Source organism: Psychrobacter sp. TPE 89C (assembly GCF_055522395.1).
The window spans coordinates 127,525-148,757 of the sequence record NZ_JBVFXW010000002.1 but is presented as its reverse complement, the minus strand read 5'-3'; the positions used below and the strand labels follow the sequence as shown (position 1 = coordinate 148,757).

The 21,233-nt window shown below is 43.5% G+C and carries 15 protein-coding genes and 2 tRNA genes; 9 read left to right on the top strand and 8 right to left on the bottom strand.

What is annotated here, in order from left to right; all coding sequences use genetic code 11:
- The first annotated feature begins 82 nt into the window (after positions 1-82).
- Positions 83-2,911, top strand: coding sequence for an aconitate hydratase AcnA (gene acnA, locus ACZW67_RS01565; protein WP_465181899.1), 2,829 nt, complete (start codon positions 83-85; stop codon positions 2,909-2,911).
- A 114-nt stretch (positions 2,912-3,025) separates the two neighbouring features.
- On the opposite strand, the gene ACZW67_RS01560 is transcribed toward acnA, so the two are convergent.
- The 6 genes from ACZW67_RS01560 to gltX all read right to left on the bottom strand — a co-directional run bounded on the left by ACZW67_RS01560 (position 3,026) and on the right by gltX (position 6,925).
- Positions 3,026-3,484, bottom strand: a complete 459-nt coding sequence (locus tag ACZW67_RS01560; protein WP_465181898.1) for a hypothetical protein — start codon at positions 3,482-3,484, stop codon at positions 3,026-3,028.
- A 32-nt stretch (positions 3,485-3,516) separates the two neighbouring features.
- On the bottom strand, positions 3,517-4,170 hold the full coding sequence (locus tag ACZW67_RS01555) for a LysE family translocator (RefSeq protein WP_465181897.1): 654 nt from the start codon (positions 4,168-4,170) through the stop codon (positions 3,517-3,519).
- Positions 4,171-4,443: 273 nt separating this feature from the next.
- Positions 4,444-4,519: transfer RNA gene (locus ACZW67_RS01550), tRNA-Glu, on the bottom strand.
- Between the two features lie 145 nt (positions 4,520-4,664).
- Positions 4,665-4,740, bottom strand: a tRNA-Ala gene (locus ACZW67_RS01545).
- A gap of 122 nt (positions 4,741-4,862) precedes the next feature.
- A complete protein-coding gene (locus ACZW67_RS01540; protein WP_465181896.1) occupies positions 4,863-5,240 on the bottom strand; it encodes a hypothetical protein in 378 nt (125 codons plus the stop codon).
- 158 nt (positions 5,241-5,398) lie between these two features.
- Positions 5,399-6,925 (bottom strand): glutamate--tRNA ligase, encoded by a 1,527-nt coding sequence (gene gltX / locus ACZW67_RS01535; RefSeq protein WP_465181895.1) that lies wholly within the window; start codon positions 6,923-6,925, stop codon positions 5,399-5,401.
- Positions 6,926-7,416: 491 nt separating this feature from the next.
- On the opposite strand from gltX, the gene rsmH reads away from it, so the two are divergent.
- The 7 genes from rsmH (at position 7,417) to ACZW67_RS01500 (ending at position 17,228) form a co-directional block, all read left to right on the top strand.
- Entirely contained in the window at positions 7,417-8,418 is a 1,002-nt protein-coding gene (gene rsmH / locus ACZW67_RS01530) for a 16S rRNA (cytosine(1402)-N(4))-methyltransferase RsmH (protein WP_465181919.1), read from the top strand.
- A 321-nt stretch (positions 8,419-8,739) separates the two neighbouring features.
- A complete protein-coding gene (gene ftsL / locus ACZW67_RS01525; protein WP_194197886.1) occupies positions 8,740-9,222 on the top strand; it encodes a cell division protein FtsL in 483 nt (160 codons plus the stop codon).
- Positions 9,219-11,324 (top strand): peptidoglycan D,D-transpeptidase FtsI family protein, encoded by a 2,106-nt coding sequence (locus ACZW67_RS01520; RefSeq protein ID WP_465181894.1) that lies wholly within the window; start codon positions 9,219-9,221, stop codon positions 11,322-11,324. Before ftsL ends, ACZW67_RS01520 begins: the two co-directional genes overlap by 4 nt.
- A gap of 78 nt (positions 11,325-11,402) precedes the next feature.
- A complete protein-coding gene (locus tag ACZW67_RS01515) occupies positions 11,403-13,154 on the top strand; it encodes a UDP-N-acetylmuramoyl-L-alanyl-D-glutamate--2,6-diaminopimelate ligase (protein WP_465181893.1) in 1,752 nt (583 codons plus the stop codon).
- Positions 13,155-13,510: 356 nt separating this feature from the next.
- On the top strand, positions 13,511-14,971 hold the full coding sequence (locus ACZW67_RS01510; protein ID WP_465181892.1) for a UDP-N-acetylmuramoyl-tripeptide--D-alanyl-D-alanine ligase: 1,461 nt from the start codon (positions 13,511-13,513) through the stop codon (positions 14,969-14,971).
- A gap of 3 nt (positions 14,972-14,974) precedes the next feature.
- Positions 14,975-16,093 carry a phospho-N-acetylmuramoyl-pentapeptide-transferase gene (mraY, locus tag ACZW67_RS01505; RefSeq protein WP_110923675.1) on the top strand — a complete coding sequence of 373 codons (1,119 nt, stop codon included), beginning with the start codon at positions 14,975-14,977 and terminating at the stop codon, positions 16,091-16,093.
- 214 nt (positions 16,094-16,307) lie between these two features.
- The gene (locus ACZW67_RS01500; protein ID WP_465181891.1) at positions 16,308-17,228 is read left to right on the top strand and encodes a putative RNA methyltransferase; all 921 of its coding nucleotides are present in this window, start codon (positions 16,308-16,310) and stop codon (positions 17,226-17,228) included.
- A 60-nt stretch (positions 17,229-17,288) separates the two neighbouring features.
- On the opposite strand, the gene ACZW67_RS01495 is transcribed toward ACZW67_RS01500, so the two are convergent.
- Positions 17,289-18,083 carry a YdcF family protein gene (locus tag ACZW67_RS01495; protein WP_465181890.1) on the bottom strand — a complete coding sequence of 265 codons (795 nt, stop codon included), beginning with the start codon at positions 18,081-18,083 and terminating at the stop codon, positions 17,289-17,291.
- Between the two features lie 206 nt (positions 18,084-18,289).
- Positions 18,290-18,832, bottom strand: a complete 543-nt coding sequence (locus tag ACZW67_RS01490; protein WP_465181889.1) for a redoxin domain-containing protein — start codon at positions 18,830-18,832, stop codon at positions 18,290-18,292.
- 835 nt (positions 18,833-19,667) lie between these two features.
- Here ACZW67_RS01490 and ACZW67_RS01485 point away from each other — a divergent pair.
- Positions 19,668-20,723 (top strand): BMP family protein, encoded by a 1,056-nt coding sequence (locus tag ACZW67_RS01485; RefSeq protein ID WP_465181888.1) that lies wholly within the window; start codon positions 19,668-19,670, stop codon positions 20,721-20,723.
- Positions 20,724-21,233: the final 510 nt, after the last annotated feature.

The window sequence follows — 21,233 nt, the reverse complement described above, 5'->3', positions numbered from 1 at the left end:
AGGATTTATCTAGCCACCAGTTATCAGCACAAGCGTAAGACTGCTTATGTTCAGGATATATAACAACGATAAGGAAGCTACTATGAGCGATATTTTTGATGTAAAAGACACGATTGCGGTCGATGGCAAGGAACATGCCTATTACAGCCTGCCAGCGCTAACCAAAACTTATGAAAACATCAGTAAACTGCCATTTTGCATGAAAATCGTACTAGAGAACCTATTACGTAATGAAGACGGCGGCCAATCAGTCGGGAAAAACCATATCGAAGCCGTTGCCAACTGGGATGCAGGGGCTGAGGCGTCAAAAGAAATTGCCTTTATGCCAGCACGTGTGGTGCTGCAGGATTTCACCGGTGTGCCTTCAGTGGTCGATTTGGCTGCGATGCGTGATGCGGTGGTTGAGCTGGGCGGAAAGGCCGAGCAAATCAATCCGTTCATTCCTAGTGAGTTAGTCGTCGATCATTCTGTGCAAGTGGATGCTTATGGCCGTGAAGACGCGCTAGATCTCAACGAAAAAATTGAATTTAAGCGTAATAATGAGCGTTATGAGTTCCTACATTGGGGCCGTAATGCCTTTGAAAATTTCGTCGTCGTACCACCAGCCACAGGTATCGTGCATCAGGTCAATCTTGAGTATCTAGCCCGTGTCGTGATGGCTGCTGATGTAGATGGTGAGCTGACAGCTTATCCAGATACGGTATTTGGTACGGACAGTCACACGACCATGATTAATGGTATTGGTGTACTTGGTTGGGGCGTGGGAGGTATCGAAGCGGAAGCGGCTATGCTGGGTCAACCATCATCAATGTTGATTCCGCAAGTGGTCGGCTTTGAGCTGAAAGGCAAGCTAACTGAAGGCGTTACTGCGACAGATTTGGTATTGCGTGTGGTCGAGATGCTACGTGCACATGGTGTGGTTGGTAAGTTCGTCGAATTCTATGGCGAAGGCTTACACAGTATGCCGCTAGCTGATCGTGCCACCATTGCCAATATGTCACCAGAGTATGGTGCGACCTGTGGTATCTTCCCTATTGACCAAATGGCGATTGACTATCTGCGCCTATCTGGTCGCGATGAAGCGCAAATTGAATTGGTTGAAAAGTATGCCAAGGCGCAAGGATTATGGCACGATGCCGATACGCCAGCTGCAACTTATTCAAGCAAGCTAGAATTAGATTTATCTTCAGTACAGCCAGCACTTGCTGGTCCAAACTTACCACAGCAGCGTATCAATCTGTCTGATATGCATGAGAAGTTTGGCGAAACGTTAGAAAAAATGACCAAAGATCGCAAGTCAGAAGTCGATGGTAAAATACGCTTTGACCAAGAAGGCGGTGAGCAAGAACAAGCTGAACATTTAGCAGCTCAGCCAAAAATGAACGATGATCAAGATGATGGCTATCAACCTGCGAATGGAGTTTTCTCTACTGTTAAGATCGATGAGAAAGACCACAAGCTGCGTGATGGCTCAGTCGTGATTGCCGCCATTACTTCTTGTACCAATACCTCCAACCCTGCGGTTATGATTGGTGCAGGTTTAGTCGCCAAAAAAGCAGCAGCCAAAGGTCTGAAAGCCAAGCCATGGGTTAAAACGTCATTAGCACCTGGTTCAAAAGTCGTGACCGATTACCTAGAAAAAACCAAGCTGATGGATGAGCTAGAAAAAACAGGCTTCTATCTAGTAGGTTATGGTTGCACCACGTGTATCGGTAACTCAGGACCATTGCTTGAAAGTATCGAAAAAGGTATCGAAGAAAACGACCTAGTCGCTGCTGCCGTGCTATCAGGTAACCGTAACTTTGAAGGTCGTATTCACTCACACGTCAAAGCCAGTTATCTAGCTTCACCACCGTTGGTTGTCGCTTATGCGTTGGCAGGCACGGTCGATATCGATATGACCACGCATCCACTCGGTCAGGACCAAGATGGTAATGATGTTTATTTAAAAGACATCTGGCCAACGTCAGAAGAGATTAACGAGCTGATTGCTAATAATATAGATGCTGATATGTTCCGAAAAAACTACGGTGAAGTGTTTGCAGGTAGCAAAGCATGGAACGCGATCAGTTCAGCGGATAGCCAATTGTATCCATGGGATGAAGGGTCAACATATATCAAAAACCCACCGTTCTTTGATGGTATGACCATGGAGCCAGAAGGTATCCCTGATATCGAAGGTGCACGTATCTTAGGTCTGTTCGGTGATTCAATCACTACTGATCATATCTCACCAGCGGGTAATATCGACCCAGACTCGCCTGCAGGCAAGTATTTGCAAGAGCGTGGTGTACTACAAGCCGATTTCAACAGCTATGGCTCACGTCGTGGTAATGATGCGGTCATGACTCGTGGTACCTTTGCCAATATCCGTATCAAAAATACGATGATGGCTGGCAAAGAGGGCGGCTATACCTATTACTTCAATGGTGATAGTGCTACTCTTCAAGACGGTGAGGAAATGGCTATCTACGATGCGGCGATGAAGTATAAAGAAGACAAGCGTCCGCTCGTAGTACTAGGTGGTTCAGAATATGGCTCTGGCTCTAGCCGTGATTGGGCAGCGAAGGGTACGATTTTACTCGGTGTAAAAGCAGTACTGACTAGCTCATTTGAGCGTATTCACCGTTCAAACCTAGTTGGCATGGGTGTGTTGCCATTGACCTTTAAGGAAGGTGAAAATGCAGCGACTTATAACCTAGACGGTTCTGAGGTACTTAGTATCACAGGTCTAGACAATGGTGAAAGCAAAACAGCGACGGTCACGGCCACACGTGCTGATGGCTCAACGGAGAGCTTTGATGTTAATGTCATGCTACAAACACCAAAAGAGCGTGAATACGTGCGTCACGGTGGTGTATTGCACTATGTACTGCGTCAGCTAGCTGCTGAGAGTAAAAACGCTGCATAAAGGTCAAATAAACTTAGTATGATAAAAAGCCCAATCTCCGTCGTAGTAGGGGATTGGGCTTTTTTATTGTCTGAGAAAATGAAAAGCAAATATCTGAAAATCTATTTACTTAACTTATCTGAAGTTCTCATTCCAGCTCTCTTTAAATATTTTGTTTAGGAACTTTTCTTTATCGATGTTACCATCATCGTTTAAGCAGCTTTTATCTACAAAAAGGTAGTTCGTCCAACTGATATCAGGAGACAGTTCATTGATCTCATTTACTATGTCAACTTCACTAATATCAGAGAAATCTCTAGTAATAAGTTTTTGAGCCAGCTCTAAAATACGACTTTTTGTTTTATACTCGTAAGAATTTGGGTACTTAGAAATTTTATCAAACAGTTTCTCGTAGTTTATATTTCCATCTGCGCTTACATACTCATCACTCCAGAATATATAATCACTCCAAAATGGATCGAGAGATAGTTTATTTAGTTCAAGGTTTATCTCTATTTGTCTTGGTTCTGAGCATTCCGTGTTGAGTAACTCTTCAAGTAGCAAAGTAAATTTTTTCTTACTATCATCGTTCATTATTATTTCCTCTACTGTGTATTCCAATTCTATCAACCTTTCTCAGTCAACAGCTTAATCCCTAGCCCCATAAATACGACACCACTTATTTTATTCATCATCGATTCAATTTTTGGATTCTCTCTTAGTTTTTTGCTGAACTTTGACGCCAGCAGTGCCAAACACAAGCACCATATAAAGCCAGTAACAGCAAAGGTCAGTCCCAACATTAAAAATGACAGCATGCCGTAAGCATAACTGGAGTCAATAAACTGCGGGAAAAATGCGAGGAAAAATAACGCGACTTTTGGATTAAAGGTATTGGTGAGTACACCTTGCTTATATATTTGCCAGTGGTCTAGAGGTTTGATGGATTTCGGCTTCTCGCTATCCTGCAAACTACTGGCTATCAAAGGCTGCTGTTTACTCATTAGTATTTTGAGACCCAAATAGCACAAGTATCCAGCACCAATATATTTAACGAGCATAAATGCCGTAGGAGAGTTGGCAAGCAACACGGACAATCCTAGCGAAGCCAATAGCGTATGCACCAGAATGCCCGAAGTAATACCCAACACAGAATAAAACCCTGCCGTTTGTCCCTGCGAAATACTACGGGTAATGATGTACATGCTATCCGTGCCTGGGGTTAGGTTTAACAAAATAGCAGCCAAAATAAACCCTAGATAGTTCTCAATCCCGAACATAGCGAATCCCTTCTTTTGATAACTCTAGTTGTTCGTATGTGATAAGCGTTTTATGTCTTTTATAAAACGCTTATAGGGTGGATAGTATCTAGCATTGAGTGAGTTAGCAATAGTGCCAATAGCCACTTGATAGTTAGAGTAGGATTAGGAGATGTTTGAAAACCAACAGACATAAAAAAGCCCAGTCACCGTATGATGACTGGGCTTTTTTATTGTTCGCTTACTAGTCTAATCTGATGCTAAGCAAAAGTGCTAGTAAGTGACGCCGAATAGTGGCGTCCCCAGGGGGATTCGAACCCCCGTTACCGCCGTGAAAGGGCGGTGTCCTAGGCCTCTAGACGATGGGGACGCATAGAGTGTTATAACCAATGGTTACAACGGTACTTCACAATATCAGATAGCTTACAAGTAAGCATTGCCTAGGTGCTGATATCGTCCTACTAGCGAGTATCTATTATAAATTTCAGTAGTACTGAGCATTGCAATAAATAGTATGGTGGAGCTAAACGGAGTCGAACCGTTGACCCCTTGCATGCCATGCAAGTGCTCTACCAACTGAGCTATAGCCCCTCGCTAAGAGTGTGCGTATTTTATGCAAGACCGACAGTCCTGTCAACTACTATTTTAAAAATAATGCATAAATATGCAAAAAAAAGTGTTTTAGCCTATTTTAATGGCCTAACAAGGCCAAATTAGCGTGGATTTTGCTTGAGAGAAATCTCTTTGATGGCTTTATCTGTATAAAACTCTTCTTCAGTACTATTAGAGTTACCATCAGAAAAAATGATGACACAGCACTCAGTAGGGATATATTGACCACCTTTTTCTCTGACGGTTCTGATACCTTTAAAGCCAATGATGTCAAACTGGCTTAATTTATCTAGATTATGATTGGTATAACCACAGTAAGTAGTATATATCCACTTTAAATCTTCAAAATCTTGACCTTTTGTCAGAGTAAGTTTTGCATCATAAAGCTCTTTTACGATGGCATCATAGTATTTCTGCGCTTCTTTGAGCGTGTTAAAGACATAATCTTTGCTTTCTATCGTGACGGTTTTAGCGGCCATGTTTATTTCCAGTGAAGAAGTTTGATAAAGGATATTTAATAGTCTAAAGGTAATAATACCTATTAATAACGAAAAAGGGTCAGAACTGGCCTGACCCTTCTACATTCAAAAATTTCAGTTAATCGACTGTTTAGTAGATAAGTTATTCAGTAGCTAAACTATTCAGCAGCCAAAAAGTCTGGCAATTCTGCCGCTTGTTTCTCAAGCTTTTTCAGTTTCTTTTTACCTAGGCCACCCAGTACATCAACCGCATGACGCAAGCGAGTTAGCGTCATATCAGCACCGATAATCGCCATAGAGTTCATGACTGGCGTTGATGACGTGCTACCAGCGATAGCGATAAAGAATGGCGCCATAAAATCACGCATCTTAATATCGAGGTGAGCGGCAAGACCTTTTAGCGTGGCGTAGATGTTTTCTTCTGACCAAGTTGGCAAGACTTCTAACTGCCATAATGACAGCTGTAGCATCTCGATGATTTGCTCAGGTGTGAGTGACTTATGCGTAAAGCTCTCGGCATTAATATCAGGCAAGTTCTGGAAGTAGAAACCACTCCAATTTACCGCATCAGACAATAGCTCGATACGTGGTTGAATGGCGGCTGCGATAGCGGTTAGTTTGTCACTATTGCTGGCCCATTCGAGGATTTTGTTCTTTAGCTCTTCAGGGGTAAGCGCACGTAGCCACTCTGCATTGAGCCAGTTTAGTTTTTCGATATCGAAGATAGGGCCGCCCAGTGACACACGCTGAATGTCAAAGCTGGCAATCATTTCTTCTAAGGTAAACTGCTCAGCATCATTAGGCATTGAGTAGCCCATACGACCGAGATAGTTTAGCAACGCTTCAGGTAGTACGCCCGCATCACGATAGTAGGTAATAGAAGTTGGGTTTTTACGCTTAGACAGTTTTGATTTGTCTGGGTTACGCAGTAATGGCATGTGGCAAAGTACTGGCATCTCCCAACCAAAATATTCATAAAGCAACTGATGCTTAGGTGCAGAGTTCAACCATTCTTCACCGCGCATCACATGACTGATGTCCATCAAGTGATCATCGACGACATTGGCTAAATGGTATGTTGGCATGCCGTCTGTTTTTAGCAGCACTTGCATGTCGACTTGGGTCCAAGGAATCTCAACCGTACCGCGCAGCATGTCATGTACTTGGCAGATACCTTCGGTAGGCACACGCATACGAATCACGTGAGGTTTGCCCTCGCTTACCAATTGCTCGGTGGTCTCTGGTGCAAGGTGAGCACAGCGACCATCATAACGTGGGGTCTCGCCATTGGCCATTTGCTCAGCACGCATGGTATCTAGCTCTTCACTGGTACAAAAACAGCGAAACGCATGATCTTTTTCTATGAGCATCTCGGCGTGTTTGGTATAAATGTCGCTACGTTCGCTTTGACGATAAGGGGCGTGTGGACCACCGATATCTGGACCCTCGCTCCAATCTAGACCGACCCAACGTAAGGCGTCCAAAATCATTTGTTCTGATTGCTCGGTTGAGCGTGTTTGGTCAGTATCTTCGATACGCAAAATAAACTCGCCGCCATGTGCTTTAGCAAAGGCCAAATTAAATAGTGCGATGTAAGCTGTCCCTACGTGAGGAAAGCCAGTCGGTGAAGGCGCGATACGAGTACGGACAGGGCGCGTTGGTGCTTGGGTCGATGTTTGGGTCATAGGAATCTCAAAATACGTTTGTTAATGAATGTGTTGGTTAATGAATTTAGCAGTGAAAGAGGGTAATAAAAAATCGCAATGACAAATATGAGAGTAATATTTGAATAAAAAATACGGATGAAACAATAGTCGTCAAAGTAGAAAAATAGCGTAAAATATCGTGCTAGTATAACAGAGAGATAGGATATTTTTAATGAAAAGCCCTTCTAGCGCTTGACTACAGATATATCCTTGCGATAATAATGCTAGGCAAGGCATAACTTGTTTGTTTTCATCTGATTTTTCACTATTACTGGCCAAAATGGTCGTCATCTACTGAGTCGTGTGTGTCATTATTAAATAACAAGCAAAAAAATAAGTCAAAATCTACAGCAACTCCTTCGTCAACCACTGAGCACTCTGACTTAGTGGCTAGTTTGTCTACGGTAGAGAATACGTCTGCTGATCAGTCTGCTCAAGTATCTGTAACAGATAAAACAACCTCTGACGAATTGAGTTTTGTCCATGACGCGGTATTGCTGCAAGAAACAGTCGCCGCCGTCTTGGGTGTAAAGTCTTTGCCGAAGCAAACAGGCAATGATGATCAAAACAGCCTCGACCAGAATAGCTTGCAGATAAGCGGTATTTACGTTGATGCGACCTTTGGGCGCGGTGGACATAGCAGGTTGCTATTAAGTCAGCTTGCCGATGATGCACAGTTGATTGTCTTTGATAAAGATCCAACAGCCATAAGCGTGGCTCAAGAGCTGGCAAGTACAGACAGCCGCGTGAAAGTGGTTCATGACAGCTTTGCGACATTGACGGACAGTCTAGCAGCCATGGGTATCGTGCAAGTTGACGGCTTGATGGCGGATTTGGGTATTTCCTCACCGCAGATTGATGATGGCAGTCGTGGCTTTAGCTTCATGCGTGATGGTGCGGTTGATATGCGCATGGATACCAGCCGTGGCCAGTCGGTCGCTGAATGGTTGATGAAAGTCGATGATGAAACCTTGGCTAATGTGCTTTATGACTTTGGCGAAGAGCGTCATAGCCGCCGTATTGCACGTGCGATCAAGCAAATGGACAGCTTTGAATCCACGCTTGAGTTGGCAGAAGTAATCAAAGTGGCGCATCCTAACTGGCAGCGCGGCAAGCACCCAGCGACTCAGAGCTTTCAAGCCATGCGGATTTTTATTAATAATGAGCTTGGCGATGTGGATGCCTTTTTAGAACAAAGTATCCCGATTTTGAAATCAGGCGGACAGCTTGCAGTTATTAGCTTTCACTCGCTAGAAGATCGCCGTATCAAGCAGTTTTTGCAGCGTCATAGCAAAGGGCAGTATCCAGAAGACGAAAATCTACCGATGCCGCCCAATCGTCCACGTTACTTTAGCAAGCCTAAACGCGTGGGTCCAAGCAAAGCTGAAACCAGTCAAAATCCACGCTCGCGTAGTGCATGGTTGCGCATGGCAACACGTACGGATATCGATTATCTACCTGTCGGCGACTAGTAGAGTCTAGATTGTTGGTACATAAACATCTACTTATTCTAAGTACTTGGACATATATGTGCTTAGAAATATAAGTGCTTAGATGTTTCAACGCTTGGGCATGCTATTTGGTCCGCTATCGATTTGTGAGATATGACTGATGTTTTAATGGTTACGTGGCTGTTAAAAACCTGTAAACATTCTCTGCTAGGCTCGACAGTTGCTTTCTTTTTTGTCTGTTTGGTTTTATCTTTACTGATGGTGCTGATGGCTCATGAGTGTTGTATCACTCATAGACGGTTATCGCTTTTTATATTTTGAAGTTCAATTTTTGAGATCGTCATGGCAATATCTGACAAACCGACAAAACGTCGCGCCGCACCGCCCTATAATAACGATATCGGCGAACTATTCGTGCGCCGATTTAATGTGGTCAGTATCTATGTGGCAGTGCTATTAATAATAGCTGCCGCGATCGTGTGGAGCGGTATCAAAACAGCCGAAGGCGTTCAGCAATATCATCAGGACTATAAAACCTTGCAAGACATGAAAAAACAAGAGCGTAAGCTACAAGTTGAGCACCAGCGCTTGCTCATTGAACAACAGACATTTAGTGCGACACCGCAAATTGCCAGTCGTGCTGTGTCTGAGTTGGGTATGTTCTCACCAACCCTCAAAGACAAGCTCATTATCCAGCCAGGGGCCGCTACAGTATTGGTACCAGTGGACACTACTGATTCAGATGACGAAGAGTCATATGCTGTTGGACCACGGGCTTCTACGGATTTGTCTCCTGATGTTGCGGAAGCGGAGGCAGGACAATGAGTGATAAAAAACCTAACACTGGTGTCAAAAAACCTGTCAAAACTACCAGAAAAAAACCAGCCAGTGGCAAGGTTACCAAGCCATTACGCCCTGCTAGCGCGGCTAAATCTGGACAAACGAGCAGCAAGCCTGAAAAACAATCTTCTGGCAATCGAAAAGCCAAACTGTTTGATCGCCTAAAAAAGAACGAAGACAAAGGTGCTTATACCAGCGTCAAAAATCAAAAAGCCAAAAGAGCATTTTTGGGTAAGGCATCTGGCGCATCCTCTCGTGGTGGCTTTGAGCATGATAAAAATCGCTTCCGTACTATTTGGGGTATCGCACTGATCGTATTGGGGTTGCTCATAGCTCGTGCGTATTATTTACAAGTCGCCAATGCCCAGTTCTACCAAGACAAAGGTAATGAGCTTATTACCAGCGTGCGTACGCAAAAATCTTATCGTGGCATGATTACCGATCGCAATGACTTGCCATTAGCCGTCAGCGCGCCACTCGCAACCGTGTCTTTTAGTCCGCATGATTATTCGCGTGAATATTATGAGCTAAAGCGGATTATTCTTACCAACCCTAGCAGTCCACAATTACAGGCGAATATGCAGAAGCGTCTAGACAATATGGATCTGACCACGCTTGCTGCTGCTGCCAACATCTCAGTCGATGAGTTAAAAAAAGTCACCGCCATTGATGACAGTATTGATGTCACTGACGAAGCAGCAGTAAAAGCCGCACTGCCGTCGGGCGCAGGCTCACATTATCTGCCATTGCTGAATAAGGTCACGCCTGAGATTGCTCAGAGTGTCAGCTCGCTTGATTTCCCTGGTATTTATGAAAAGAATTTCTTTCAGCGCTATTATCCGCAGCCGCAACCAAATTCGCAGTTATTGGGCTTTATGGGACAAAGTGCTAGCGACCCTGAAGGTGGTTACGAAGGTCGTGCCGGTATCGAGCGTCAGTATGAGACTGAGCTGGCAGGTGATGATGGTAAGGTATTGGTATTGAAAGATGCCAAACAAAACAGTCTAAAAGAAATTAAGCAAATTGAACCCGAAATACCGGGCAAAGATGTGGCGTTGACTATTGATTCACGATTGCAGTATTTGCTGTATAAAGAGCTAGAAAAAGCAGGGCGTTTGCAAAAAGCACGTTGGTCAACAGGTATGATCGTCGATGTGCAAACGGGTGAAGTTCTTGCACTATCGACATGGCCATCATTTAACTCAAACAACTTAAATGAGATGACGGGTGAAAACCAGCGTAACCGTGCACTCCTTGATGTGTTTGAACCAGGTTCAGTAATGAAGCCATTTACGGTTGCTGCAGCACTAGACTCTGGTAAATACACGCCGACCTCTTTAATCGATACCAATCCTGGATCTATCCGTGTTCGTGGCTATACCATTCGTGATCATAATAATCTGGGTATGATCAATCTAGCAACGCTATTACAGAAATCTAGTAACGTAGCGTCGACCAAGATTGCGCTATCACTGCCAGCCGATGCTATTAGTAATATGCAAAGGCAATTTGGCTTCGGTGCGAAGACACCATTAAAGTTCCCTGGTGAGGGCAGTGGTCTGGTCGTGACACCAAAAGAGAAAGAGACAGCACGCCGTGCAACCGTTAGTTATGGTTATGGTCTACAAGTGACTCTGGCGCAGGTGGCGCAAGCTTACTCAGCGCTAGCCGCAGGTGGCGTCATGCATCCATTGACCCTAATCAAAAATGATAAGCCGCTACCGAGCAAGCGTATCATGGCGCATGAAAAGGCGATGTCGATTGTCCAAATGCTAGAAAGTGTCACCGAGCAGGGTGGCACAGCCAAAGCCGCTGCGATTGACGGTTATCGCGTCGCTGGTAAAACAGGTACATCACGCCGTATCAACCCAGATGGTGGCTATTATACCGACCAGTACCGCAACGTCTTTGCTGGTATGGCACCAGCGTCTAATCCAAAGTTAGTCGGTGTGATGCTCATTGAAGATCCACGCAGTCAAATTTATGCTGGCTTGACGGTAGCCCCTGTGTTCCATAACGTTATGAAAGAGGCGCTACGTTTATATAATGTACCTTTAGACAAGCCGTTAAAAACAGAAGAGCCATAGCAGTAAAAGTGTAACTGACCGTTTTTCAATGTTTAGCGCTTAATTATTCGATTTGTTTCAACCATTTAGGATTTGCCAATGACTATCTCATCGCCGAACAATGCTCCTGTTACCTTGCAACAATTGCTTGAAGTCAATAGCAGTCATAAACAAGGTTTACAGCAGGTATGGACGGCGATGGTAGCGGCATCGGCTGATCAGGCAGCGACTCAAGACAAGTCAAATCATATAAATGTAGTCGCTAACATCCCATTTCACCAGTTCCGTTTAGACAGTCGTCAGCTTGAAACTAATGATGCATTCGTTCTCTTAAAAAGCCAAAAGCCAAACTGTCCAAAAAGCCGTGACTATCTATCCCAAGCTGCTAAAAATGCGGCTTTTATTCTATCGGAAGTCGATCCTATCGCGCTGTTTGCTACGGCGAATGTATCAAATTCTGCCGATATTAGCTCATCAGGGGATAGTATCTCGAACGCACAGCAAAAATTAGCTGCACTATCTTGCCCTGTATTATACGTACCCAATATTCGTGATTTTTTAGGTGATTTAATTCAATCTCGTTTGCAATATCGGCAACCAGCGACCTTACCAAAGGTCGTCGCGGTCACGGGTACGAATGGCAAAACCACTATCAGTCAACTGGTGGCGCAATTAACCCAATTAACTGGCATGAGTAGTGCAGTGATGGGTACAGCAGGTAATGGTCGACTTGGCGCATTAGTACAAGCCAGTCATACGACAGGCGATGCTTTAGCTGTCCAGCAGTTCTTGTATCAAATGGGCACAGAACGCGCTGAACTCTTAGCATTAGAAGCCAGCTCTCATGGATTAGATCAGCAGCGCTTGCAAGGCATGCCAGTGTCTGTGGCGATTTATACCAATTTGAGTCGTGATCATTTAGATTATCATGCTGATATGGCAGAGTATGTAGCGGCAAAAGCTAAGTTGTTTGATAGAGCACATTTTCCAGATTTGACGCATGCCATTATTAATATAGATGACGAGTATGCACAGGTTATGATCGATACTGCGCAGGCCAGCGATGTAATCGTTTGGACCTATAGTTTAGATCCATCAAAAACAGCTACCTTTGTGGCGGCTGACATTAAGCCAAGTCTACAAGGTGTCGAAATTACCCTGCGTAGTGATATGAATGGTAATGGATCTGGCAATGAGAAGATAAGCAACATAAACATCGTGAGTCCATTACTCGGACGCTTTAACGTTGCTAATTTGCTCGCGGCTATTGCTGCTTCAGTGGCGCTTAGTGTGAACTCAAACGATGTTGATAATGGAATATACAGTGACGTTGAGCGTATAGGCGCCGTTGTGCCGCAGTTACAGGGTGCTGTTGGACGCATGCAGCGTGTGCCGTCCAATGATGGCTGTTTTATCGTGGATTATGCGCACACGCCTGATGCATTGAGCCAAGTGCTGGCCAGTCTCAAGACTCATTGTAAGGGACAGCTGTGGGCGGTGTTTGGCTGTGGCGGCGATCGTGATGCTGGCAAGCGTCCATTGATGGCGCAAGCAGGATTGGCTGGTGCTGATCAAGTTGTTTTGACAGCTGATAATCCACGTACCGAAGATCCCAATGTCATTTTGCAAGACATGCAAGCTGGCATGAGTACAGAGCAATATCAACGTACGCATATCGAACCTGCCCGCCAAACCGCCATTGAGTATGCCGTTAGTCATGCCGCTACCGATGATATTGTTGTTATCGCTGGTAAAGGCCATGAAACGTATCAAGAAATTAATCATGTCCGTTATGATTTTGATGACAGTGTCATTTTGCAGCAAACGCTAGCGCAAGCGGGCCGAGTATAGGCAATTGGCCATGACGGTTTTTACGTCACAATCATTTAAAAGTCCAGGGTCTGTTGAACATTCAAATGTGGTGCTGGCAGTCACTATTTTTTTAGACAATATGCAGTGAAATTTTTGATGCCTAGTTATTCTAGGTGAAACAATTTCGCCATATATTGGCAAAAAATAGTACTGCCCTGAAAGGCTGATGCTAAAATTATCCCAAACGTTGTTACAAGCCTAGCTAAGGTCTCGACATTATCGTCGACTTGCGCCTAGTTTGGTGCAATTTTAGCAATCAGCAGCCCTAATATTTGGATGTTCAACAGACCCTAATATCTATAAAAATTAAGTAGTCATCATATAAGGTAATCACTATGACAGCCGACAACGATACTGCCAATCAGTCGCAAGGGCTGTATGTCTGGCAAGTAGATAATCTGCTTGCTGCGACAGCATCTCTTGATGGTCATTGGCAGTTATCACCAGAACAAATAAACGCAGGACAGACCGAGTTATCAAACGACACTGTCACGGGCAATCGTATCGCTACCGATACCCGTACGATAAAGCCGGGTGATATATTTTTAGCGCTGAGCGGTGACAATTTTGATGGTCACGATTATATCGATATGGCGGCATCAAAAGGTGCTATCGCTGCTATCGTATCTCGTCCTGTTACCAGTCCAAGCAGTATTCCGCAGTTGGTAGTGAGTGATACTCGTCTAGCACTAGGTCAGTTGGCTGCTTATCGTCGCCAGCAGCACACAGATTTGACCGTGATTGCAATCACTGGCTCTAGTGGCAAGACCACTTGCAAAGAGATGCTTGGCAGTATCTTTGGTAGATTGGCGCCAACACTGATTACCCGCGGTAACCTAAATAATGACTTGGGCGTGCCAATGATGTTGCTTGAGCTGTCGGATCATCATCGTTATGCTATCTTAGAATTGGGCGCCAATCATATTGGTGAGATTGCCTATACGACTGAGATTGTTCAGCCTGATGTAGCTTGTATCTTAAACATTGGCACCGCGCATCTAGGTGAATTTGGTAGCCGTGAAGGTATTTGCCAAACTAAGGCAGAGATTTATAGCACATTAACCAATGACCAGTTTGCGATTGTTCCTGATAAGGATGATTTTACCAATCAACTGCGCCGTATCGCTGAAAAACATACGTCTCATGTAATTGGGTTTGGTAATACTGACGTTAGTGCTAGCCATCTCGATGTAGAGCCTGAGCGCAGTGAGTTTAAATTGCATATTGGCAGCCAAGTTCATGATATCAACTTGCCACTGGCTGGTGAGCATAATGTCAATAATGCTTTGGCCGCTGCTGCCTGTGCACATGCACTAAATATTGACGTGAGTGACATCGTGATTGGGCTTGAAAATGCCCGTCCAGCCAAAGGCCGTTTGAACAGTCAGTTACTTGGTATGCATCGCCTAATTGATGATACTTATAATGCCAACCCTCATTCGGTTCGTGCAGCAGCTAAAGTATTGGCCGCGCAAACGGGTACGCAAGTGATGGTGCTCGGTGATATCGGTGAGCTCGGTGAAGCAGCTATCAGTGAACATCAAAGTTTGGGTCGTACCATTGCGACCACAGGCATCAATGTGCTGCTCTGTGTTGGTGAGTATGCCCCTTATACCGTGGCTGGCGCGCAAGAGATTGCTGATATTAGCGCGCATGCATTTGCGGATAAAGACAGTTTATTAAAGTATTTACAGCCATATTTGCAAGCGCAACAAGCGAAGCCTTGTACTGTGTTGTTCAAAGGCTCTCGTTCCATGGAAATGGAAACTCTTATAAATGCGCTAGTCGAGGAGTAGGCGGTGTTAGTTTGGTTGTTTGGCTGGCTTGGCCAGTATTATACGCCGTTTTCTGCGGTTTCTTCATTGACGTTGAGAGCATTACTTGCGGTCGTGACTGCGCTTGCTTTTAGTATGGCGTTGGGTGGACCTGTCATTCGACATCTTCGTTCGCTCAAGTACGGTCAAGCGATTCGTAACGATGGGCCTCAGTCGCATTTGGCTAAGACGGGTACGCCAACCATGGGTGGTGTCCTGATTCTCAGTGCCATTGGGGTATCGACGCTATTGTGGGCACGTCTAAACAATCCTTATGTCTGGATTTTGCTCGTTGTCATGGTTATTTTTGGTGCAGTGGGTTGGGCAGATGATTGGCTCAAGATTAAATATAAAAACCCCAAAGGCCTAATCGCTCGCAAAAAATATTTTTGGCTATCGATGGGCGCGTTATTTGTCGGCATATCTTTGTATTATATCGCGACGTTACAGCCAGATATTGCAACTACTCGTGAGATGCAGGATTTGTTATTACCTATCTTTAAAGACTGGATGATTCCATTTTCGGCAGTGCCATTCGGTATTGGTTTTATTATCTTTACCTATTTTGTGATTAATGGTGCTTCTAACGCGGTCAATTTGACCGATGGTTTAGATGGCTTGGCTATCTTGCCAGTGGTTTTAGTCGCGGCAGGTTTAGGTGCGATGGCCTATGTATCAGGTGATGTACGCTTTGCTGATTACTTACATGTGCCTTATATCGCTTACAACTCTGAAGTCATTATTGTCTGTGGTTCGATGATTGGCGCAGGACTTGGCTTCTTATGGTTCAATGCGCATCCAGCACAAGTATTTATGGGTGATGTCGGCGCACTTGCCCTCGGTGCGATGCTCGGTACGATTGCGGTTATGACTCGTCAAGAGATTGCCTTCGCCATTATGGGTGGTCTGTTTGTCGCTGAAGCACTGTCTGTTATGCTACAAGTAGGTTCATACAAACTGCGTAAAAAACGCGTTTTTCGTATGGCGCCATTACATCATCACTTTGAAGAAATTGGCTGGAAAGAAACGCAAGTGGTGGCAAGATTTTGGATTATTGCTATCATTCTTGTTATTCTAGGTCTCATGACTCTAAAACTACGTTAACTTTAAAGGTTCGTTAATTTTAAAGCTGCGTTGATACTGTTATTCTGATTAACGTTAAAGCAATATCGATACTGTTGCTTCAAGAGCCACTTCAAACCTATTTGAAGTGGCTTTTTGTTTTCCAGTCATCACGTTTTTAATAGCTTCTTTTCTGCATGAACTAACTCGAATTTTGCTAAAATGTCAGTCATATTTGTATGACTTTGAGAAACTCGTGTCTTTATTTATCTGCCCCCTTTGTCAATCTCCACTACAGCCTGCTGCAGATACATGGCGCTGTGATGGTAGCTTACACCCTAAGCAAACAGCACATCCATTTGATGTGGCGCGTCAGGGTTATGTCAATCTGCTACCAGTACAGCAAAAAAAATCTAAAGCCCCAGGCGACAGTCAGCAATCTATTGAGGCTCGCAAGCGGTTTTTGCATGCTGGGCATTATCAGCCATTGAGCGATTTAATTTGCCAAAAAATGGTGGCGTTATTGTCATCAAATGAACAGGTGAATTGGTTGGATATTGGTTGCGGAGAAGGCTACTACATACAGTCAATGGCGCAACTGGGATCGGATGTCATAGACACTCTAATCGCTGCTGATATCAGTAAACCTGCATTGGTTGAATTGGCTAAAGCCAGCAAAGCAGCAGGTCGGTTGTGGTATCAACAAAATAAAGAGACATCTATTCAGACGACAGCGATCTATCCGTTAGTCACTAGCGCCGCGCACCTACCATTACGCGCTCATAGTATGACGGGTATCAGTAGTATTTTTAGTCCCATTCTGCCAGAGGCTTTTGCTGAAGTATTGGCTGATAAGGGCTATCTAATCATTGCCAAACCTGATGCAGGTCACTTGGCAACAATGCGTGATGCCTTATTTGATGATGTTCGCGAGCATGATTCTGATAAATTTTTAACAGAGTTGTCACCGTATTTTACGCTATTAGATACTCATCGTGTCAGTACAGAGCTAACGTTATCAGCAGGTGATTTGGCTGATTTGATGACCATGACGCCCTATGCGTATCGTGCACGTAACGAGAAAAAACAGGCATTACTAACAGCCGTTGAAACAAAGCCATTTAATACTGAGGCAAAATTTGTGGTTTATTTTTTGCAAAAGACGACCGATAAGTAGCTGCTTATATCAGTATGCCTATATAGCTGTATAGTGCTGATAACGAGAGTATAGCTAGCATTAATACTCTCCTAATAGCCAACCACTCACAAAGGCAAAGTACTCACGGAACCACGCATTATAGCGAATGGACAAAGGCGTAGAACTGGCGATGGTGATAGGTTGCTCATAGCCTTGGTGCTTGGCAATACTGGCTGCGCGAATGGTATGAAAGTCACTGGTCACGATAGCGATGGGCTCAGCGATAGACAGCCCGTTTGCTTCTAAGATGGCTCGGCTATTGGCTAAGTTTTCTTCGGTACTGGTGCTTTTACCTTCTTGTGAAATACGCTCGAAAGCAATGCCATGTGATTCGTGTAGATACGTTGCCATAATATCGGCCTCGCTACGTGTACGCTGAAAGCCCACGCCGCCACTGGTTATGATCAATGCATTAGGTTGTGATTCGATCAGTGGCACAGCGGTGTCCAAGCGTTTGGCGAGAGTCGGTGTTGGTTTGCCTGCCACCGTTCCTGAACCCAATACAATAATCGCTGCCACAGTCGGTGCAGGCTCTTTGCTAAGCGTAATCTGCTGCTGTAATGACCAGATAAAAAGCCCAAAGCTAATGAGCCAAAGCGTAAATGCAGCCCACAGTCCATACCATAAACGATTTAACCAAGGGTTTCGGCTGAAAAATTTGCGAATGGCTTGCCAAAATAGGCCATGAGCGACAAAGACAATCCCTAATAGCAACGGTACTACCGAGCCAAAATTAATTTTACCAACCGCTATCAAAGTAACACAATCAACGATGGTCACGATACCGATAGTGAATAAGATGACACGAATGCTAGTAAGTAATGCTTTTGACATAGAAATAATACGCTTGTATGTAGATAATCGGTATATGAGAGAGTGGTTTTAAAGGTGCCGAGTCTAAGATTATCACAGTCGTACATTATGATAGATGGATAGGGTATGGATTTTTAAGGCGGGTCATCAATCATCAAATAAAAAAGAGCTCCCTAATTGGGAGCTCTTTTTTTGAAAGATATATAAAACTGCTATTTAAACAATCTCTAGCGATGCATACCACGGACAGGATAGTTGTTTTCTGGATTTCTAATGAAAGCCAAGCCACCAGCCAGCACTTCTAGATCTGGACGGGCAAATGGTGCATTTGAGATGTCGAGGATTTGAATATTACCTTCTGCATTGATAACAAACAGACCAGGTTCAGCGAATGGATGATCGGTTTCTTTCTCTGAGCGTGGGTCAGAGATGTATAAACCTAGCGTGTTCATCTGCTCAACAGTTAGACCGTAAGCGATAGGGAAGTTAATATCTAGCTCTTCTAGGTGCGCGTTTAATTGCTCTTTACTATCACCTGAGATGGCGATGATATCAACGCCTACCTTAGCAAACGACTCTTTTATAGATTCAAGCTGAGTGAGGTATTGAGTACATTTTGGGCAATGTTTACCGCGATAAACAACGACCATTTTCCAGTCATGACCATTTTCGGGCGTACCTAATGATTTTACTTCGCCATTTAGCACGGTTACGTCTATCTCTGGGAATTTTACGCCAGCATGAAGTTTTTGAGTGTAGTCTGTTGACATTATTTTTATCCTTATCATTTTATTAAAAAATTATTTATGTTGAATTTGATTGATCGTTCAATATGCTCAGTACCGATACTACAAATAAACGCTCAACAATGAAGTTGGCTTTTTGTTAGCGAGTGCAAGGTTTTATGACTGCTCAGCTTTCTAGTTCTCTCTCTCGTTACATGGAATGGGCAAGGTGAGGGAGATACTTATCTTATCTGTTATTATCTGATCATTCAGATAAGCATTAGGACAATGACTAACAGTGCACAATTCAATCAAGCTTTCTCCAGTAAAATAACTTTTCTTCCAATTATGTGCCATATTACCCAGTCCCTTTGAGCTTGTATTTATTCGATTCACATCATCAATTAAAAACGTTTGCCTCGCTATTCCTAGCCGACGAACAGTTGTACTCAGATTGCCTTTGTGATTCGTTGTTTTTGACAGCCTCTGATTTAAATCCCGTACTGTAGCTCTGCATTTTCTCGGTAACGATAAACTCCTTATCGAGTTGTTAGTTGACCAAGTTTGGTTATAAGGTTTTTTCAATAGAGCTCAAGGTATATCTTAATTTTACAAATGGTGATAAAGATGACATGAATTACCATAAAATGAGAAAAATAGTAGGGAAAATCCTGTAAATCTTACCTAATTTATATAACTAGCAGTTGCATTTAGAATGCAGTTTGGAGGGAGTGCTAGAATTTTATATTATATCCTAGCAAATTATAATTTTACATTATTTAACAATGTTGCTAACTTTCCTATTTGTATTCTAGTGTAAGTTTATTGTATCTAATCTTAGATGTTGTAGATCAAAACCACTACTCTTGAGGATGATAATATGAAGAAAATTGGAAATGCTTTATTGATAACCGTAGGCCTAGCCTTTAGCCCGTTCACACAAGCCATCGCAGCAGAGCGTCCAATTATTTCTGTTCTGATTCCTGGAAAGCATAATGATAATGGTTTTATGGAAGCAGCTTATCGCGGCTACGAAAAGATCAAAACTGAATTAGATGTCGATGCGAACTATGTCTCCAATATATCCGCCACTTCAGATCAAAAGCTATTAACGGATGCAATACGAGAGCTTGCACAAAAAAATCCAGATATGATCATTGCTCATGGTGGACAGTGTAACGGTCCAGCAGAAGTCATCAGTAAAGAGTTTCCTGATATTAAATTTGTCGTTATTCAAGGTCACGTACAAGGCCCAAATCTGTCAAGTTATGTGGTACGCCAAGAAGACTCTGCATGGTTGGCAGGTGCGCTTGCAGGGCTGACGACTAAAACGAATATAGTAGGTCATATCTCTGGCGCTTGGCCTAAGCCTGGTCTGATGGGTCGTGCAGCTTTCTATGATGGGCTAAAATATGTTAATCCTGAGGCTACGTTTTTGACTTGGTTCACAGGCGATTTAGATAACAAGGATATCAACGCAGATGCGGCTTCAGCAGAGATATATAAAGGAGCTGACGTTATATACACAATGCTAAATGCTGGGCGTCAGGGTGTGATTGAGGAAATCAACACTCATGATGGTAAAGTACGTCACATTGGTAATGTATCCGACTGGACCAAGGTCGATGGTTCATTTGTTGGCTCAGCTGTTGCTGATGCAAGTGTGGCTATTCTCAATGCCGCTCAAGATCTTACTACTGGAAAATGGCGCCCTAATCAGATACACGAAATAGGACTCAATCAAAATGATGTTATAAGGCTAGCTGTTGCTGACGATGTATCGCCAAAGGTGAAAAATAAATTAGATACTTTGGCTAAGAAAATTATTGATGGTGACATTAAGATTTCTACAACCTATAACGGCAAAGAGTTTAATCCGGTAACTGGTAATTTTGTACCGCAGACCTTCAAAGAAACACTGAAAAAATATCAATAGTAGATTTAATAGAAAAAAATAGAGTTGAAAATCTGGTTATTGTCTCTTGATAAACTTAACAAATTGACAACTGCTAAAGCGGCACTTACTTTGCCAAACTGATATTTCTCTTGGTTTAAAGGTGACTTAAAGTGTTCACTTTTTTGAAGAGTCTTATACATAGTAGGGTCAGTTATGGAATCTACAAAGATGAGATTATTGCTACAATAACCAGTTTCTTGCTTTACTATATTATAGGTTCTGATAGCCGTACCAATGAGAATCCTGGATATAAAGCAAATATAAATGATGATGGGAAGGTTGGGAGTCCACAGAATGAACTGCCCCGAATATATCGGAGGCCGTTTATTTAAGTTAGACAGCTAGGCTCAACTGATTAAGATTATCACAACAAAAGCAATCACACTAGAGTCGGCTATTTTATCCGTGTAGCGAATAGATAAGGACTGAAAGCCTCGATCACTGTGATAAAGAACTTCTTCGTATTTATGTCTGCTATCACTTGATTTA

Bases quoted from the DNA above. Each gene is read 5' to 3' on its own strand.
- acnA (WP_465181899.1), top strand. From the start codon at position 83: ATGAGCGATATTTTTGATGTAAAAGACACGATTGCGGTCGATGGCAAG.
- ACZW67_RS01560 (WP_465181898.1), bottom strand. From the start codon at position 3,484: ATGAACGATGATAGTAAGAAAAAATTTACTTTGCTACTTGAAGAGTTA.
- ACZW67_RS01555 (WP_465181897.1), bottom strand. From the start codon at position 4,170: ATGTTCGGGATTGAGAACTATCTAGGGTTTATTTTGGCTGCTATTTTG.
- ACZW67_RS01540 (WP_465181896.1), bottom strand. From the start codon at position 5,240: ATGGCCGCTAAAACCGTCACGATAGAAAGCAAAGATTATGTCTTTAAC.
- gltX (WP_465181895.1), bottom strand. From the start codon at position 6,925: ATGACCCAAACATCGACCCAAGCACCAACGCGCCCTGTCCGTACTCGT.
- ftsL (WP_194197886.1), top strand. From the start codon at position 8,740: ATGGCAATATCTGACAAACCGACAAAACGTCGCGCCGCACCGCCCTAT.
- ACZW67_RS01520 (WP_465181894.1), top strand. From the start codon at position 9,219: ATGAGTGATAAAAAACCTAACACTGGTGTCAAAAAACCTGTCAAAACT.
- ACZW67_RS01515 (WP_465181893.1), top strand. From the start codon at position 11,403: ATGACTATCTCATCGCCGAACAATGCTCCTGTTACCTTGCAACAATTG.
- ACZW67_RS01510 (WP_465181892.1), top strand. From the start codon at position 13,511: ATGACAGCCGACAACGATACTGCCAATCAGTCGCAAGGGCTGTATGTC.
- ACZW67_RS01495 (WP_465181890.1), bottom strand. From the start codon at position 18,083: ATGTCAAAAGCATTACTTACTAGCATTCGTGTCATCTTATTCACTATC.
- ACZW67_RS01490 (WP_465181889.1), bottom strand. From the start codon at position 18,832: ATGTCAACAGACTACACTCAAAAACTTCATGCTGGCGTAAAATTCCCA.
- ACZW67_RS01485 (WP_465181888.1), top strand. From the start codon at position 19,668: ATGAAGAAAATTGGAAATGCTTTATTGATAACCGTAGGCCTAGCCTTT.